The organism is Fischerella major NIES-592 (genome assembly GCF_001904645.1).
In the GTDB taxonomy this organism is placed as follows: Bacteria; Cyanobacteriota; Cyanobacteriia; order Cyanobacteriales; family Nostocaceae; genus Fischerella; species Fischerella thermalis.
The window spans coordinates 59100-75768 of the sequence record NZ_MRCA01000016.1; the positions used below are offsets into that span (position 1 = coordinate 59100).

The 16669-nt window shown below is 42.1% G+C and carries 14 protein-coding genes; 7 read left to right on the plus strand and 7 right to left on the minus strand.

The window, feature by feature from the left end; genetic code table 11:
• Positions 1 to 209 precede the first annotated feature (209 nt).
• Positions 210 to 1931 carry an Rqc2 family fibronectin-binding protein gene (locus NIES592_RS20870; RefSeq protein ID WP_073556780.1) on the minus strand — a complete coding sequence of 574 codons (1722 nt, stop codon included), beginning with the start codon at positions 1929 to 1931 and terminating at the stop codon, positions 210 to 212.
• A 245-nt stretch (positions 1932 to 2176) separates the two neighbouring features.
• On the minus strand, positions 2177 to 2986 hold the full coding sequence (locus NIES592_RS20875) for a choice-of-anchor W domain-containing protein (RefSeq protein ID WP_073556781.1): 810 nt from the start codon (positions 2984 to 2986) through the stop codon (positions 2177 to 2179).
• A gap of 355 nt (positions 2987 to 3341) precedes the next feature.
• Between NIES592_RS20875 and NIES592_RS20885 the strand changes: the two genes are divergently transcribed.
• Entirely contained in the window at positions 3342 to 3578 is a 237-nt protein-coding gene (locus NIES592_RS20885) for a hypothetical protein (RefSeq protein ID WP_073556782.1), read from the plus strand.
• Between the two features lie 181 nt (positions 3579 to 3759).
• Here NIES592_RS20885 and NIES592_RS20890 read toward each other — a convergent pair whose 3' ends face one another.
• A complete protein-coding gene (locus tag NIES592_RS20890; protein ID WP_062245612.1) occupies positions 3760 to 5034 on the minus strand; it encodes a glycosyltransferase family 4 protein in 1275 nt (424 codons plus the stop codon).
• 606 nt (positions 5035 to 5640) lie between these two features.
• Here NIES592_RS20890 and NIES592_RS20895 point away from each other — a divergent pair.
• On the plus strand, positions 5641 to 6030 hold the full coding sequence (locus NIES592_RS20895; protein WP_062245610.1) for a hypothetical protein: 390 nt from the start codon (positions 5641 to 5643) through the stop codon (positions 6028 to 6030).
• Between the two features lie 163 nt (positions 6031 to 6193).
• Here NIES592_RS20895 and NIES592_RS20900 read toward each other — a convergent pair whose 3' ends face one another.
• The 3 genes from NIES592_RS20900 to prfC all read right to left on the minus strand — a co-directional run bounded on the left by NIES592_RS20900 (position 6194) and on the right by prfC (position 11364).
• Positions 6194 to 6679 (minus strand): RNA recognition motif domain-containing protein, encoded by a 486-nt coding sequence (locus NIES592_RS20900; RefSeq protein ID WP_009459042.1) that lies wholly within the window; start codon positions 6677 to 6679, stop codon positions 6194 to 6196.
• Positions 6680 to 7336: 657 nt separating this feature from the next.
• On the minus strand, positions 7337 to 9646 hold the full coding sequence (locus tag NIES592_RS20905) for a M48 family metalloprotease (RefSeq protein ID WP_073556794.1): 2310 nt from the start codon (positions 9644 to 9646) through the stop codon (positions 7337 to 7339).
• A gap of 86 nt (positions 9647 to 9732) precedes the next feature.
• Positions 9733 to 11364, minus strand: a complete 1632-nt coding sequence (gene prfC, locus NIES592_RS20910) for a peptide chain release factor 3 (RefSeq protein WP_073556783.1) — start codon at positions 11362 to 11364, stop codon at positions 9733 to 9735.
• 205 nt (positions 11365 to 11569) lie between these two features.
• Between prfC and NIES592_RS20915 the strand changes: the two genes are divergently transcribed.
• The 5 genes from NIES592_RS20915 to NIES592_RS25420 all read left to right on the plus strand — a co-directional run bounded on the left by NIES592_RS20915 (position 11570) and on the right by NIES592_RS25420 (position 14299).
• A complete protein-coding gene (locus NIES592_RS20915; protein ID WP_062245604.1) occupies positions 11570 to 11911 on the plus strand; it encodes a DUF4870 domain-containing protein in 342 nt (113 codons plus the stop codon).
• Positions 11912 to 12387: 476 nt separating this feature from the next.
• Positions 12388 to 13368 carry a porphobilinogen synthase gene (gene hemB, locus NIES592_RS20920; protein WP_009459046.1) on the plus strand — a complete coding sequence of 327 codons (981 nt, stop codon included), beginning with the start codon at positions 12388 to 12390 and terminating at the stop codon, positions 13366 to 13368.
• A 375-nt stretch (positions 13369 to 13743) separates the two neighbouring features.
• Positions 13744 to 13953: a type II toxin-antitoxin system HicB family antitoxin gene (locus tag NIES592_RS20925; protein ID WP_062245602.1), complete on the plus strand. Its 210-nt coding sequence runs from the start codon at positions 13744 to 13746 to the stop codon at positions 13951 to 13953.
• Entirely contained in the window at positions 13950 to 14096 is a 147-nt protein-coding gene (locus NIES592_RS20930) for a type II toxin-antitoxin system HicA family toxin (RefSeq protein ID WP_256678192.1), read from the plus strand. Before NIES592_RS20925 ends, NIES592_RS20930 begins: the two co-directional genes overlap by 4 nt.
• A gap of 32 nt (positions 14097 to 14128) precedes the next feature.
• Complete coding sequence (locus NIES592_RS25420; protein WP_178379598.1) at positions 14129 to 14299, plus strand: hypothetical protein; 171 nt, start codon at positions 14129 to 14131, stop codon at positions 14297 to 14299.
• Here the strand turns inward: NIES592_RS25420 and NIES592_RS20935 are convergent.
• Positions 14271 to 16271: a cation:proton antiporter domain-containing protein gene (locus tag NIES592_RS20935; RefSeq protein WP_073556784.1), complete on the minus strand. Its 2001-nt coding sequence runs from the start codon at positions 16269 to 16271 to the stop codon at positions 14271 to 14273. The two genes, NIES592_RS25420 and NIES592_RS20935, sit on opposite strands and share 29 nt — an antisense overlap.
• Between the last annotated feature and the right edge of the window lie 398 nt (positions 16272 to 16669).

A 16669-nucleotide genomic window follows, 5' to 3' on the forward strand; every position in this document is an offset into this window, starting at 1 on the left:
AAGCCATTTTTCAGTGGTTTTTAACTCTGGCGCAGTCACGTTGCTTTCGCGAGTAGACCCCATTATCCGTATTACTGTACCATGATTATTCTGGTAACTTTCCTCCCTCAGCACAAACTACACGGAGCAGTGGAAGCAGCCAGAGCGGCTTTAAAGAGTAGGCTACCCGTCGGGGCTACCACTAACCACCAACAACCAACAATCAACCACTAACCACTAACTAACTGTGGTTGTCCCCAAATAATCCGTTCTTGCTTGTAAATAGCAATTCCCGGTTTCGCTCCTTTGGGTTTATAGACATACTTTAGTTGAGTGTAAACTACTGGCACTTGGTCGCTTTGACGAGCGCGACTGTAATAGGCACTCAGATTAGCAGTAAATTGTAAATCTGTTTCGTCTGGAACAGCACCGGGTTCTAGTCTTAGTAGTACATGGCTGCCTGGAATTTCTTGAGTGTGAAACCATAGGTCATAATCATTAGCGATACGGAACGTTAATTGATCATTTTGCCGATTGTTACGACCAATCAAAACTTCAAAACCGTTAGGGGTGCGGTAATGATGAAAATTATCAGTGGTTTCGTTAGTACTACGACTGCGGTATTCTTGATCTTCTAAATACTGCTGTTGAATTAATTCTTCACGAATTTCTTCTAGGGCTTGCAAATCTGTTGCTGTTGTGTAATTCTCGATTTGAGCGATCGCTGCTTCGACTTGTTCTAAATACTCGATTTCGGCATTCACTTCTGCTAAGAGTGGTTCAACAGCAGCACGAGCGCGTTTGAGTTTTTGGTGCTGTTTATAGAGATATTGGGCGTTTTGTACAGCAGTTCTATCTGGTTCCAGGGCAATTTTTACTGGTTTCCCAGTGTCAAAGTCAGGAAGGCTAATTTCCTTCATCCCTGGTTTCCACTTTTGCAGGTATGTCATCAACAAATCAGCCTGAGTGCGATATTCATCGGCTTGATCAGATTGGTGCAAGCGTTGCTCAAAAGTTTGTGCCTTCAACCGCAATTTTTCTAAAAAATTACTGACTTTCTGAGTCAGCTGATGCCGTAGTTGAGAGAAAGTTTGTTGATTGAGTTGATCTGTGTAGTAGCGATTGAGTAATTCTTGAATATCCTCTGCTGGTTCAATTCCACCCCAGCCGAGTACTGTGTATCCTTCTGTTGTCCAAGCTGGTTGAAATTTTTCCTCTGCTAAAGCTTGCAACCATTCTTGCCAACGTGCAAAAAGTCTCTGCCAATCCTGGGGTGTCAGGGTATCGGTGTTTGTTTCTGGATCTATATTTGCTGCCAAAAGCATTGACTGTACCAATGCTGGAGAAACACCACGATAGTTTTTTAACAACTGTCGCTTAATTGCTGTTGGTATTAAACTGATTCGTTCTTGCCAGCGTTGTTGAGATTCGCTCAAACTAGGTATAGCGTTAGTCAGAGCGGGTGGTGTTTCATAAGGCTGTCCAGTGAGGATCGGACGGACGCTCGATTTTTGTTGGTTAACTTGGTGAGCAGCAGTAATGATCATGTTATTCGCATCCGTGAGAATCACGTTACTGTATTTACCCATAATTTCTACATACAGGTGATACAGAGGTTCTTCTCCCGGACGACGAGCAAATTGTAAATCAATAACGCGTTCCCAAGGCGCGATCACCTCAATTGCTACTAACGCCAAATTACCCAACTGATGAACTAGTTGCTGACTAAAGGTAAATGTATCTGGTAATCGCGGTGGTGGATCGCCGATGTGCAGACGCGCTGCTTGGGGATGCCAAGAAATCTCTAGCCAACCGCGCTGTTTGAGGGTACGTAGCGCTATACAAATAGTATAGCGATCGCGCTGATAAACTTGTTCCAAGCGCGATGGCAACCACTGAGCGCGGATGTCGCTACAAACAGCAGTAAGAGTGGTAAAGTCGAATGTTTGCACAACAATTTTTCGCTCAAGTAACTTCGATGGTTTACACAGCTCTTGAAAACAAGAGATGCACACCGAATAAAGGATTCTTCAGAAATCTCTATCGGTATGCATCTTTTATGTTAGCGGCAATTGAGTTTTAGGAAAACGTCAATTCAACATCACAATTCTCTTAGTACCATTTCAAAAAATGCTGGATACAAATCCTCTCCCTTGTCTTCCTTGTCTCACTAGTCGCCCAATTTAGTGAAACTGTATTAGACTTGTTGAGTTTGTTTGTTTCTTTTACTGCACCCTACACCTGCAATTCCAGCTAAGAAAATAGCTCCGACTGTAGCAGGTTCTGGTACGCTCTGGGGAGAAGTGCCAACTTTGATTTGATATGCCAAATTAGAACGGCTAGGTGCCGCACCAGTCCAACTCATGGAAACTTTACCAGTGAGTCGGAAAGGAGTAGATATATTGCTGAGTCGGAGATAGTCTATATCACTACTACCTTGACCAGTAGAAGATAGACCTCCAATATTAAATATGTTCCCTAGTAAATTTCCATTTTGATCTAGGCTTTGGATGACGAAGTTGCTGAGCATCATAGTGCTGTTGTTAGCAGCACGAGTACGGAAGAAAATATCTGTTACAGAACCACTAAAAGCTGTGCTAGTCAGGGTCTTACCTCCAACAATGTAATTAACATGAGTACCTGTATACTCTAGAACTAAATCGTACAACGTACCATTTCCCCAGACAAACTGATCTTGAGCAACAGGTTTACCAGCTAAATTCGGATCAGGATCTCTCACATCTCTATTAATACCTAATTCACGCTCAGCAGTATTTGTACTGTTATTACCAATTCGTCCTTCAGCAACAAAAAGTTCTTTAAACTGGTTGCTGTCAAGCATGGCATTAAAATCGTAATCATCAAAATCTGTATCCGTATCTTGAGATACTAAAGGGGTAAGTGTAAAAGCCTTTGCTGGGTTAGCTGCCATCAGTAAGCTCAGCGTTGCTATTCCCAATATAAAAATAGATTTGCTGCGATTTACATATTTATTCAAATAGCGCATATTATCTCCTAAGCTGCAATTTTTCTGTAGTTGTATATGGAAAGATTTACCCCCCTGATATTGTTGAGATAGCTCATGCCTAATCAAACAAGTCAAGAAAATTTGCCTCAACACACATAAAGACAAACAATGCAGATTTTTGTATATTTCTGCATCTTGAGCTTTGTGCAAAATCTTCTTTGTGGTTATTACAACTTACAACCCAGTCTGATTAAATGTCGAGGAAAAATATTTAATTTTACAGAAACTTTGGAAATTAATAAAATCTTTTCAATAGGTGGTGAGAATACTGAAAATATTCAAAAATCTTAGATATTTATCTTGCAATTATTTTTTATAGCTTTTTTATCAGTAAATGAAGCCAAACATTGCTCAATTTGGTTGTCGCACTTTTGGATTTGAGCTTGATAAAACTTTTTTAGAAATCGACCACCGATACACACCGATAAACACAGATAATACAGATGGATCTTTCATGGATGGTTGGGTGGTCATTGGTTTGTTGACTATTTCCCATGATCTATTAGCGCCTTTGTTAATTAACATTAGACGTAATACCTCTGCCCTCGGTGCGTTGTCTGTGGTTCGCTAACTATAATTGCTGAAGTAATTGGTAATTTTATCTAGATTTCAGTATTTAACAGTATGTCTTCCATCCCAATGTTTTTTATCAGGATGAAAGACAGAACAAAATTATAGTAATAGGTAAATGGCAATAGCAAAAAATTACTTCTGAGCCATTGCCAATTACCCATTGTTAATGAATAAAAATTCTATGAACTCAGTAATACTGGTTCTTGTTCTTGAACTTTTGGTTGCAATAATTGGGTGTATAGTTCACTGAGTTGAGTCGCCACACCATTCCAACTAAATTTGCTTTCAACTCTCTTTCTACCAGCTTTACCTAACTGATCTCGCCATTGGGGATTGGCCAGAATTCGGTCAATTGCTACAGCAAAAGCATCTTCATCTTGTGGTGGTGCTAGCAAACCGGTTTCTTCAGGTACGACTGTAAACTGAAGCCCACCAACATCACTGGCTACTACTGGTGTATTGCTAGCCATTGCTTCTATTGCTACTAGTCCAAATGGTTCATAGTGACTGGGAACAACGCAAACATCAGCAGCAGCATAGTAAGAAGGTAGAATTTCCTGACTCAGACGTCCGGTAAAGATGGTGAAGTCGCTCATTCCCAATTCGTGAACAATACCTTCTATTCGTTCACGTTCAATTCCATCACTATGTCCTGGACGACTTCCACCACCAATGATCAGCTTGAGATGTTTATCACCACGGAATTGAGATTTTCCAACAGCACGCACTAAGGTTTCTATACCTTTACGGGGGTCAAAGCGCCCCACATACATAACTACTTTGTCTTCGGGGTTAAGCCCTAACTCAACTCTTGCTGCTTGCTGACTAATACAACCAAACTGCTCAATATCGGTACCGCAGGGAATGATATCAATGTTACCTTTTGTGGAAACAAGCGATCGCATATGTTCTTTCTCCTGTGGACTTGTTGCCACAATCCGTTCTGCTGTTTCCAATACCTCTTTTTCCACTGCTAACCGTGTACTGGCAATTAGAGGAATAGTCTTGATAGTGTTATATTTGACTGCTCCTAATGAGTGGTATGTATGAACCTGCTTGCTGCCTTGAATTTTCTTTAACTGCATTCCTACCCAGCTAGAAAGCCAGTAGTTTGTGTGAATTAATGGGTAAGTAATCCCATTCTCTCTTTGGAATTTGAGAAAATTACCCACGAATTCTGGCAAATTTCCAAATAAATTGTCTCTAGGGACAAATTCCACAGCACCCGCTTCTAATCGTATTGTTCGACAATTAGGACGATGTTGAACAATGGTGTCTTGCTCTGTGCTTACCTTGCGAGTAAACATATCAACTTGCCACCCCAGCTGGGCTAGTGCTTCACCCACCTGGCGCACATAAACGTTTTGCCCTCCAGCTTCCTCTTTGCCTATTTCAATTGCGGGGTCGCCATGTACTGAAATCAAGGCAATGCGTTGTTCAGTTCTAGAGTTCATAGTCTGTTGGTTTTTGAATTGAACGAGGTATCAGGCAAGTTTGAGATTTCGCCTGCCTTTGTACCTCAATCATGTGGAAAGTTTAAGTAATCTTTATTTTAATTTAATATGTCTAATATTTTTATACATCTTCTGCCAAAAGTAATCTGCTAAATTACATATTTCTATTCGTTTTGTTTATATATCGTATCTATAAGCAAGGTTAGGTTTTTTACCGAAAATTACTAAGATTGCGTTGCATCTATGAAGATAATTAAGGTGATTTATAGTCTTGTTTATAAGAAATTAGAATAATAGTTATTTGAAATACTAATAATTGCCGCGATTTCTAATCGGTAAGACCAAATACAAGAGCTGAATTATGAAACTTGAATAAATGATAAAAATAACTTATAGATTACGCAGATATTAATATACCTATATATCTACCTAGAGGCATAGATTCTTCCTATGCTCAATCATAGAAATAAGTAGTTAGACAGAATTAATTCCACATATTATTTTTCTATTGCCTATTGCCGTAGTCAGTACTAATAAGTAGTCGCTGTAGCAAAATTAAAAAGCAATCGTAAATGATACAGACTTTCCGTCTAGTAAAATAACCTTATGCAATTAGAATTCATTCCCGTTGAAGAGTTTTACTTTGCTCTTACCCTAGCAGTTCGCACACTGGAAGAAATAGATAAACCCGGTTTGGTAGAACAAGTGCGATCGCGACTTTTAGCAGAATGTGGACAACCCTCAACTGTTGCTCCTGGCAAACAAAACACATTTAATTACGTGTTCAGAGTCAAAGGCGCAGATAACACTCCTGCACCTAGTCTGATAGTCTCTATTTCAGATTGGCAGGATAAACTACGCTTGAGTAGCGATTATGGCTGGATGTTAAATCAACAACGTAAGCCAATTCGTACAGAAAAACACGAACAACGTTCACAATTCAGCCAAAATTTGCGATCGCACTTACAAACATGGCTGCATATTCCTCTTGAATAAGTAGATGTCTCAAACTACAACCTATCAGAGGCATGAAAATCATTTTTTTAGCTTTTTCCAGCCCCTAGCCCCTATTTTTCAGATAGCCTAGGGGTAGATGATTAAAAATTAAAAATTCAAAGCAATTTTGAATTTTTAATTTTTAATGACTTCTACTGGTGGATTAAGTTGTAGTTTGTGCAGCCAGCATTTGTTTAAGTTTTTCCAACTCAGAAGCCCAGCGTGGATCTGGACGAATAGCTTCTGTATCGCCACCTGCTGGGACACTTTCTTTGGGACTACCACCACGGCGAGGCTTCTTAGATTTTTTGTTTTCTCTAGGTGTGCTAGCACTAGCGTTACCACCAGCTTGATTAGCAGCTTTGGGAGCTGATTGTTCTTCATTATCCTCTCCCTTAGTACGAGGTAAGGCCTTCTCTAATTTAATGGGAGAGTCTTTGAACAATTGACCATTATATTTTTCAATAATTTGGTCTGCTTGTTCGTCATTATTTACCGTGAGAAAACCAAAGCCACGACATTTGCCGGTTTTGCGGTCTTTAATCAGTTTAGTGGTGACAGCATCACCCTCTTCTGCAAAAACTGCTTGCAGTTCTTGACGATCTATTTCTTCTTTAGGCAAATTGCCTATATATAGGCGAACAGACATGAACTAACCTCCAGAGTTAATTGAAAAACTACTAGGCAAAAAACAGTAATTTGGTTTCGGCTTTTGATAGATGCTATTGAATAACAATGCCACAAACCTACTTTCTTACTCCAAACTATTAACCTATTACAATACTGTTTTTTCCCAATATTAAGTCTGTTGAATACAAAAGCGTACACTGCGCTAACAATACCTTTATTCTAAGAATTTATGAATCTTACAACTTACTGCTTACGACAGGAAATGACTTCAACGCCCTTGTTCCAAAGAATTAAACACCATTTCTTACATTATCACGGTATTTTCTACGTAGCTAGCTTAGGACGGACATTTCCGACTATTGCATGAGAGCATCGTAGCATAAAATACATATTTTTTTGAAGTTTGACTTTTTGGAAACAAAAACCAGCCATAGGCTGGTTAATTTGCTGCTGTGTTGGAAGGAGAAAAAGGGATGGATTGGGGTTTGCAGGCGAGTTTCATTACCAGGCTTGCTAATAAAACTTGCCTACTCTAGCTTATGTTAATAAATGTAACAGAATTGGAAATTGTTTGCAACATTTGTTTACATCTCTGGGTTGTTGGTTGTTAGTGGTTAGTGGTTAGTAGTTAGTGGTTGATGGCTAATAAGCCCAATTACCCATTACCTACCAACTACTAACCTCTTAAAAGAATATATGCCCCCCAAACCTCTGCTGCCACTGCCAAGACAATAGACCAAATAGGGTGAGGACTATTAACGATTTTTCCGCTTTGAGTTTGTAGGGTTTGCACGTCAATCCAAGGTGTTGCTCCTCGTCGGAACCAGCCAGTGACGATAATCTGACGACCGATCAAATCCTGAGGATTGACATGCTGTCCCAGCCAAGAAATGTGATGTAGTTTCACTAAACCTGTGCTAGATTGCAAGACTAAATCTTGTGCCAAACAGTTGTTAGTACCCTGACGGCCTAATAACTTACCAACCAGACGTACACTGATGTTATCAATAGGAAGAACAGCTGGGTTAGTTAGCAGATCAGGCAGTTGGTCATCTGTTTGGACAGTGGCAGGCTTAATGTTAGGAAAGAAAGAATTTATGCGTAACAAGATGCCGATACTAAAGCCAATTAGCATACAGCCCTTGATAAAATTCCAGTTGTCATAAATCCATTTCAAATTTAAAAGTTTAAGTGCAAACAGAGTTTGCCAAGTTAACCAGATCAGACCCCCAAAGGCAATACCCAAGGGAATCCCCAGCCAAGGGGCAATTTGTAATAAAAAAGACTGACGTTTAATTGTTAAAGACTGTTGGCTTTCGAGATATAACTCTGGTTCTACGTGCCAAAGACGAGCAATTTTACATAGGCGTTTGACGCGATCGCCAATTAAAGGATGAGTATTATTAATTACAAACCACCAACGGTAAGGATTGAGACAATCCCACATTAAAAAAGATTCAAAGGTAGTGTGACCAGCAATACTGCCCAAACACAGACTTTGTTTATAGCCTATGGGTATAACTATATTTAAGCTTTCTAACTGCCAGCTGGTATGTTCTTGTTTTTGGACATCACCAGCAATACCAATAGCGATTTTGAGTAAAGCACGGACAAGCCCATTGGGATTACCAGTCACTTCCGCCGCTACGCGATCGCAAAAGTATTGTCGCAGCTGGGACAACCATAAACCAGTTCCCGTCAGCAAGCACCACAAACCGTAAACCAGACTTGTTAGCACAGCAAAAATCCCACGCCACCAAGGTTGTGTTTTTGCATCTCCCCAGTGTCCCAATAACTGATATAGCTGGTAAATCGGAATTGTTAACAGTAGTAACAAAGACATAATTGCACAATTCCAGTGAGCAATATGTCCCAATTGACTAGCATAGATTGTGGCGATTTCATCATCTGTCAGTTGTTCCAATAAACCTTGACTGACTACAATTCTGGCTGTGCGAGGTAAATTCCCATAGCAGAAAGCTACTGGTGCTGTAATTGGTAGGAGAAATAGTTTTGGTGTCCGCCACCCCTGTTGTTTACAATAGCGTTGTAAAACCCTTACCGTCTCTTTACTATGCCGTTGCAAAAGGTCTTTTTCTAATTGTCGTTGACCATAAAACTTTCTCAGTAATCGATCCAACAACCAAGGAGATAAACCAAACAGGAAAAAAATCACAACCAGCAAGACAGGTGTAGGATCTCTATATAAAAGCTGGAGTGGTTCTAAAAAAGGCAGTTTCACAAAAGCATCGTTGATAAATCTCATTACCAACACCAGCAGGGTTTTGATTACCCAAAACAGCGCTATGCACGTTCCCAATTCAAGTAAAAATAATAACTTTAAACCCCGCTTCGACAAGGGTTGCCACACTTTCGCGCGTTTAGCCTGTCGCCAGTAAATTGTGGGTGGTTTGACTTTTTCTTGGTTAACAGCGGTGGGGGAATTGGGCGGTGGAGGAAATGGTAAAGATGAAGTTTTTGGTACAGGAGTACGAGGTGTGGAAGATGCTGAAGCCAGCCAACCGCGTGTCTGATTTCCCCTAGGTGTAGGTACTCGCAGGCTACGGACTGGTGTCTGGGAAGGAGGTGTTTGTTCATTTTCATCTTCATCTTCCCCACTCACCGATTTTTGAGACTCCACCTGGGATTTTGCTGCTGCATTTTCCCAGGGGATAAACCCAGTGGCACCAGTTGTAGAGGTATCCTCAGTTTGGTAACGTTTTCTGATTTGTTGTAAAGAACGTTCTGCCCATTCTTTAACTTGCGGACGCTCGTTTTGAACTAAAGTCTCGCATAATGCGATCGCTGCTGCAACTTCACCAATACGCGCATAAACCACAACCAAGCCGATTTCAGCTTGGATGACTGCCGTGCGATCGCTTTCGGTACCTGCAATGGCTTCTAGTATAGCTTTTGCTGTTTGGTAATCTCCTTGCTTCAGGGCGGTTAAACCAGCCTTCAAAGATGGTTCAGGATGTGAAGGCATAGTCTGCACTCCAATAACTAAATATTGTTGTTGGTTGGTTGTTGATGGTTGGTTGTTGTTTGGAACAACCAACTAACAACTAGCAACTAATTGTTCACTACTGGTTGTTGACTAGAAAACACCGGAGCGATCGCACTTAATTTCAAATCCGGGTGATCTTCTTGTAATTGCTGGCAATTCCACTCATTACGAAATAGTAAAACTGGGCGACCCATACTATCTTTGACTGTCGTTGTATTGAACAAGCGTCCGATTTTGCTTAATGCTTCCCAACCACCTTCTACCCAACGGGCAACGCTGTAGGGTAATAAATCCAGGATGGTTTCTACTCCATATTCATTCATTAAGCGGAATTGCACCACCTCAAATTGCAACTGACCTACCGCAGCTAAAATCGGATCGCGTTTGGCTTCATCCACGGAGTACATAATTTGTACAGCCCCTTCTTCGCGCAACTCCGAAACGCCTTTTTGGAACTGCTTAAATTTCGATGGATTGGGGTTGCGCAGAGTGGCAAACAACTCTGGAGAGAAATAAGGAATGCCCTCATACTCTAACTTTTGCCCAGTGTAAATAGTATCCCCGATTGCAAAAACACCAGGATTATTCAAACCGATCACATCACCTGGATAGGCGACATCGATAGATTCTCGTTCCTGAGCAAAGAGTTTTTGCGGACGAGATAAACGGACGACTTTGCCTGTGCGGGCGTGATTGACCGTCATATCTTTTTCAAACTTGCCTGTACACACACGCACAAATGCGACGCGATCGCGATGTTTGGGGTCCATATTGGCTTGGAGTTTGAACACAAACCCAGAAAATTCTGGGTAGTCGGGGTAAACTTCACCCAAGCTACTCTGATGTGGGCCTGGTTTGAGGGCGTATTCTAGAAAATACTTGAGGAATAATTCCACCCCAAAGTTAGTCATGGCACTACCAAAGAAAACAGGCGTCATTTTGCCTTGATGTACCAAATCTAAATCCAGGTCTGGCCCCACCCCTTCTAACAGTTCTAAGTCGTTTTTTAGCTGATAGTAAAGATCTTGTTCTAAAAGTTGTTCAATTTGGGGATTACCCAAGTCTATAACTGTATCGACTGCTTCTTTACTACCGTGGGCGCTGCGTTCAAACAAATGAATTTGTTGTTTGTGGCGATCAAAGACACCTTTAAAGCGATCGCCCATACCGATGGGCCAGTTGACTGCATAGGTCTGCAATCCCAATTCTTGCTCAATTTCATCTAGCAGTTCTAGGGGTTCCCGTCCGGGACGGTCAAGTTTGTTCACAAAAGTGAAAATGGGAATACCCCGCATTTTACAGACTTCAAACAGTTTGCGTGTCTGGGGTTCCAAACCCTTAGCAGCATCAATCAGCATCACTGCATTATCTGCTGCCGCTAGAGTCCGATAAGTATCTTCACTGAAGTCCTGGTGTCCAGGGGTATCCAGTAAATTTATGCGGTAATTCTGATAGGTAAATTGCAACACAGTCGAAGTAATCGAAATACCCCGTTGTTGTTCCATCGCCATCCAGTCAGAAGTCGCCTTGCGCTGGGCCCGTCGTGCTTTGACTGCACCAGCTTCGTGAATAGCACCTCCGTATAACAGTAGTTTTTCTGTCAGCGTAGTTTTACCAGCATCAGGGTGAGAAATAATCGCAAAATTGCGACGAAGTTCAACTGCATTCTGAAGTTCTAACTCAAGGTCAGTTGACATAACTGTATCTACTTGTAAATTATTAAATTTAACTTAACTTTTTCCAACTTTAGCGAGTCTTTTCATCTTAGAACAACAATGCTCATGATAGGGTCTTTATGTAAGAAAGGCAGAAGACAAAAGCCAGAAGGATAAATATCAAGATTCATGCTTCATGCTTGATGCTTCATGCTTCACACTGCACTAGAGTCAAAGGAATAGAGAAATGTACGACACAGAGAAGCGCAAGCTTTTATCAGCAATTTCTCATGCAGCTATCTTTTTGAGTTCGACATTAGTCTCAATTGGTATACCAATTTTTATCCTCTTTGCAACTAACGATCCTGTTGTGAAAGAAAATGCTAAAGAAGCCATTAATTTTCACTTAAATGTCTGGCTTTATGGGGCTATTATTGGTGTGTTGATTTGGCTAACTTTTGGTTTGCTCATACCTCTGGCTGGTCTATGGTTTTTAGTTCACTGGGGATTAACAATTTGGGCACTTTTTCATGTTTTAAGTGATACTGAAAAACCTTTTCGTTATCCCTTCATTTTCCGCATTTTTTAGCAGAAAAATAGATTTTTATCCGGTTGTATCGCAGTCACCAATGAATATCTAAAACAAACAGGTGGCTTGCCAATACCTGGTCATCACTGACCGAGAATGGGTTATAGGCTGTGTTTCGATGACCAAAAACTCCTTGAAGTTACAAGCTTGCAAATCCTATAAGTGGGAGCAATCCCAAATCTAAAATCCAAAATTGTCTGACCAATTACTGTTGCGCCTCACACACATATCACCACCAATTTTTCATCAAGTCCATCGATCATGTATTCATGCAAGCTTTCGTATACTTTCTTGTCTTTTTGAGAAGATAAATGACAAGCAAGTTGTAAAATACAAAATTGCCCCACAACCTCATCGGCAGTAGGGCAGAGGACAGTTAAGCGCTGTTTGTAGTGTGTCCTTCTGAAACGGGATTTAGCCCTAAGTTTGTGACGCTTTGTTTTTTGTCCATTTGTATTTTTTCTTCATAAAAATTTATGTTTCCCATTCATCGACCCCGCCGTCTGCGTACTCATCCCCAACTCCGCCGGATGGTACGTGAAACTGTTCTCACCACCAGCGACTTGATTTACCCTCTATTTGCTGTACCAGGTGAAGCGATCGCCAACGAAGTTAAATCCATGCCTGGCGTCTATCAGCTTTCGATAGATAAAATTGTGGAAGAGGCAAAAGAAGTTTACGACTTAGGAATCCCCGCCATCATTCTGTTTGGTATTCCAGCCGAGAAAGATGTCGATGCTACAGGCGCATGGCATGATTGCGGTATTGTCCAGAAAGCTGCAACAGCAGTGAAGGAAGCAGTACCAGATTTGATTATCATTGCTGACACTTGTTTGTGTGAGTATACCAGTCATGGTCACTGCGGCTATTTGCAAGTTGGTGACTTGACAGGACGGGTTTTAAATGACCCCACCCTGGAACTACTCAAGAAAACCGCCGTTTCCCAAGCAAAAGCAGGCGCTGATATTATTGCACCTTCAGGGATGATGGATGGATTTGTGCAAGCAATTCGCGCTGGTTTGGATGAAGCAGGTTTCCAAGACACACCAATTTTATCCTATGCTGCCAAGTATGCTTCAGCTTACTACGGACCATTCCGGGATGCCGCTGATTCAGCACCCCAGTTTGGCGATCGCCGCACCTATCAAATGGACCCCGGAAACTCCCGCGAAGCCATCAAAGAAATAGAATTGGATATTGCTGAGGGCGCTGACATGCTAATGGTGAAGCCAGCTTTGGCTTACATGGATATTATTTGGCGTGTGAAACAAGCTAGCAATTTACCTGTTGCTGCTTACAACGTCTCCGGTGAATATTCTATGGTCAAAGCCGCAGCCCTCAACGGCTGGATTGACGAACAGCGCGTAGTCATGGAAACTTTAACTGGTTTCAAGCGGGCTGGTGCAGATCTAATTCTAACCTACCACGCTAAAGATGCAGCGCGTTGGCTGGGGTAGGCAGTGGTTTGTCCTCTAGGGCGACAAAATTTCATCTGGTTGATTGGCTTTTAATCTCATGCAGAGGCGCAAAGGTGCAGGGTGAATCTTATGTATCTTGGTGTCTGGGCGTGAGATTATTGCTTGCTGGGGAATTTTAGACTTGAGACCGCAAAAGTGGAGAAAATCTCGCACAAATGGGTAATTTCCGACTTTGACGCTTTTAGTGGGGCAATATAAGGAAAATTTAGTGTTTTTAGCAGATGATTGCTGTTTTCTTATAGTTTAAGTCAATTTAATTTATTCATGACAAATTTAGCTTATGCCCTTCAGTCCTAAAATGAGTGGGTGATTGTCAGGCTATGATCTAGAGCGTATTGCTAGTGATCATCATTTATGAAAACCTTCACCGCAATTATTGAGCGTGATCCTGACACAAATCTGTACGTCGGTTATGTTCCTGGGTTCCCTGGAGCGCATTCTCAAGGAGAAACCTTAGATGAATTACAAGAGAATCTTCGTGAAGTGATTGAGATGCTTTTAGAGGATAGAGAAGTGGTATTCGAGACGGAATTTGTGGGTACACAACAGATTGTAGTTCCATGAGCAATATTCCCGTCCTGAAGCCACAAGAGGTTGTTCGTATTCTAGAGAGCCTTGGTTTTGTAGAAGTGCGCCAGAAGGGTTCGCACAAGCAATTTCGCCACGAAGATGGTCGAGGAACAACCGTTATTTCACAAAGAGCGTGATATTTCACCGAAACTGCTACGCCAGATAGCAAATGATATTGGTTTGTCTGTTGAAGAAATGCTGGAGTCGCACTGAGGCTTATTTTGGCAGAGTATATCAAGTTGTGCGATCGCAATTTTTGAACACACACCCCGATCCGAATCAGGCGATCGCTCACCTCAAGTGTGAGATAATTATGCTTCCCCTTTCAGGAGTTTTGTAAACGCCACATGCTCTTGGGAGTTGCCGACTACCAGTAGGCGATCGCCTGATGCAAGGGTAAATTCACCTGTGGGATAGCGGTAAAGTTGTTTGTTGCGTTCAATTGCCATCACAGTAGCTCCAGTTAAACGGCGCGCGTTGGTTTGAGCCAGGGTCAGCCCCACTAAAGGAGAATCTGAATTTAGGACATACCAGTGGTGTTGTAGCCCTTCGATCGCCACCTCCAGATCAGCTGCACCCCAGTACTCTGATCGTTCTGGCAAAATGTCCCGATACCGTCCACGGCGATAACGGTTCACAACCTGCTGCACTGCATAGGTAGAATCGCCCAACTTCAACAGCATATGTGCGCCCATTTCCAGAGAAGCTTCAAATTCTGGTTGCACCACCTCTTGAGCGCCCAGTTGGTAAAGCGAATCAATTTCGTCATTTACATGGGCACGGACGGTAATATCTAAATCTGGTGCTAGACTTAAAGCACGCTTTAAAGTCAGTCGAGTTGCCATCGGATCTGGTAGAGCGATCGCCATTGCTTTGGCTTGAGTAAGATTGGCTTTTTCCAACACCAACGCACTGGAAGCATCGCCAAAAAGATAGGGAATTCTTCGTTCCCGCAAGGTTTGGAGGGCTGCTTCATTATTATCAATAACAAGAATTTTATGCCCCTGAAAATATAGCATCCTCACGAGAGTTTGCCCCACCCGACCATACCCCACTACTACCACATGATTGGCAAGTTCTTGCTCAAATCCGACTAAGCGAGGGGAATCGTTCAACTGCAAGAATGGACTCAGCACCGGAAGCTGTTCTAACCACTGAAGCAGATACGGCGTTGCTTTCAGCATAAAAGGCGCAAGCAATAATGTGATAGCTGTTGTTCCTACAGTCAGTCCATAAAGTCTAGAAGAAAAAAGTCCTTGAGTTTGAGCAACACCTGCTAACACAAAGGAGAATTCCCCTATTTGGTTGATACCGATACCGACCGTAAGTGCCGTTTTTAAGGAATAGCCAAACCCCCTGACAATTAATGCAACGATCGCTGCTTTACCGACCATAGTGACCGCTATTAACCCAATTAAGACCCAGCCGTTTGCCAGCAGGAAACCAGGATCAATCAATATTCCAATCGAAACAAAAAACAGAGTCGCAAACACATCTCGCATTGGCAGAACCCGATCGAGGGCATGATCAGCATATTCCACATTGGAAATCATTAGCCCTGCCACAAATGCACCCATAGCAATACCCAAACCAATGGCGTAGGTAAATAGGGCAATTCCCAAGCAAAGCACCAAAATTCCGAGTAGAAATAACTCCTGAGACCCACTTTGAGCAAGTAATCGGATCAGGAAGGGAATGACCCACCTGCCGGTTAGAATTGCCCCAAGTAAAAAAAGTAGTACCTTGACTAGTGCAGTAAATAAGGCAATACCAATAATATTGGTCGGCTGGGTTAAAGCAGGTAGGACTGCCAACATCAGTCCTAAGCCCAGGTCTTGCACAATCAGAATCGCCAGCATCACCTGCCCATGAACGGTTTGGACTTCATTCCGTTCAATCAAACTTTTGAGTACGACTGCTGTTGAGGACAGGGAAAGAACTGCACCCAGAAAAATCGCTTTCGGAACTGTCTGAACCCAGCCTGTCAAATAGGCGAGTCCTCCTGCTAGTAGAATCGTGAGCATAATTTGCAGCGATCCACCACCAAGGGCAATAACCCTTAACCGCAATAAGTCTTTAAGAGAAAATTCAACACCCAAAGCAAACAACAATAAAGCTACCCCAACTTCGGATAGCACTTGAATATCCCCCTCAAGGGTGACCAGCTTTAACCCCGCAGGTCCGACAACTATACCTCCCAACAAATATCCAAGTAACACGGGCTGACGCAAACGACTTACCAGATACCCTCCGCTTACCGCAACCCCCAACACTGTTACCATTTCAACAATCAGTGTCAACTTGCCAGCCATTTATTCTTTTTCCTTCAATATTTTCTACAGGGTATCGTTGTTTAAATCATGCCTGGCGAAGGTTAGACAATTTTGGATTTTAGATTTTGCGAAAAGTTTGTAGACGCCCACAGGGCGTCTACAAAGCAGCGTCCCGGAGGGAACCTCAAAGCTTTTCAAGACGGATTTTGGATTGACCCCGATTTATCCCACGGATAAATCTGCTTTCTTGTACCCCAGGAGGAATTATCGATCATTGGCGATCGCTAATTATGATCGCTGTATAAGTTCGTAGTGAGGACTTTAGTTTTGAACCCCCAGAGTAGTTCATCGCATGAGTTTTGATCAGTTGTGAAAGTTTGTAGTTACGGCTTTAGCCCTTGAAATTGAGCGATTTATCGCTCATATAATTAATGCGA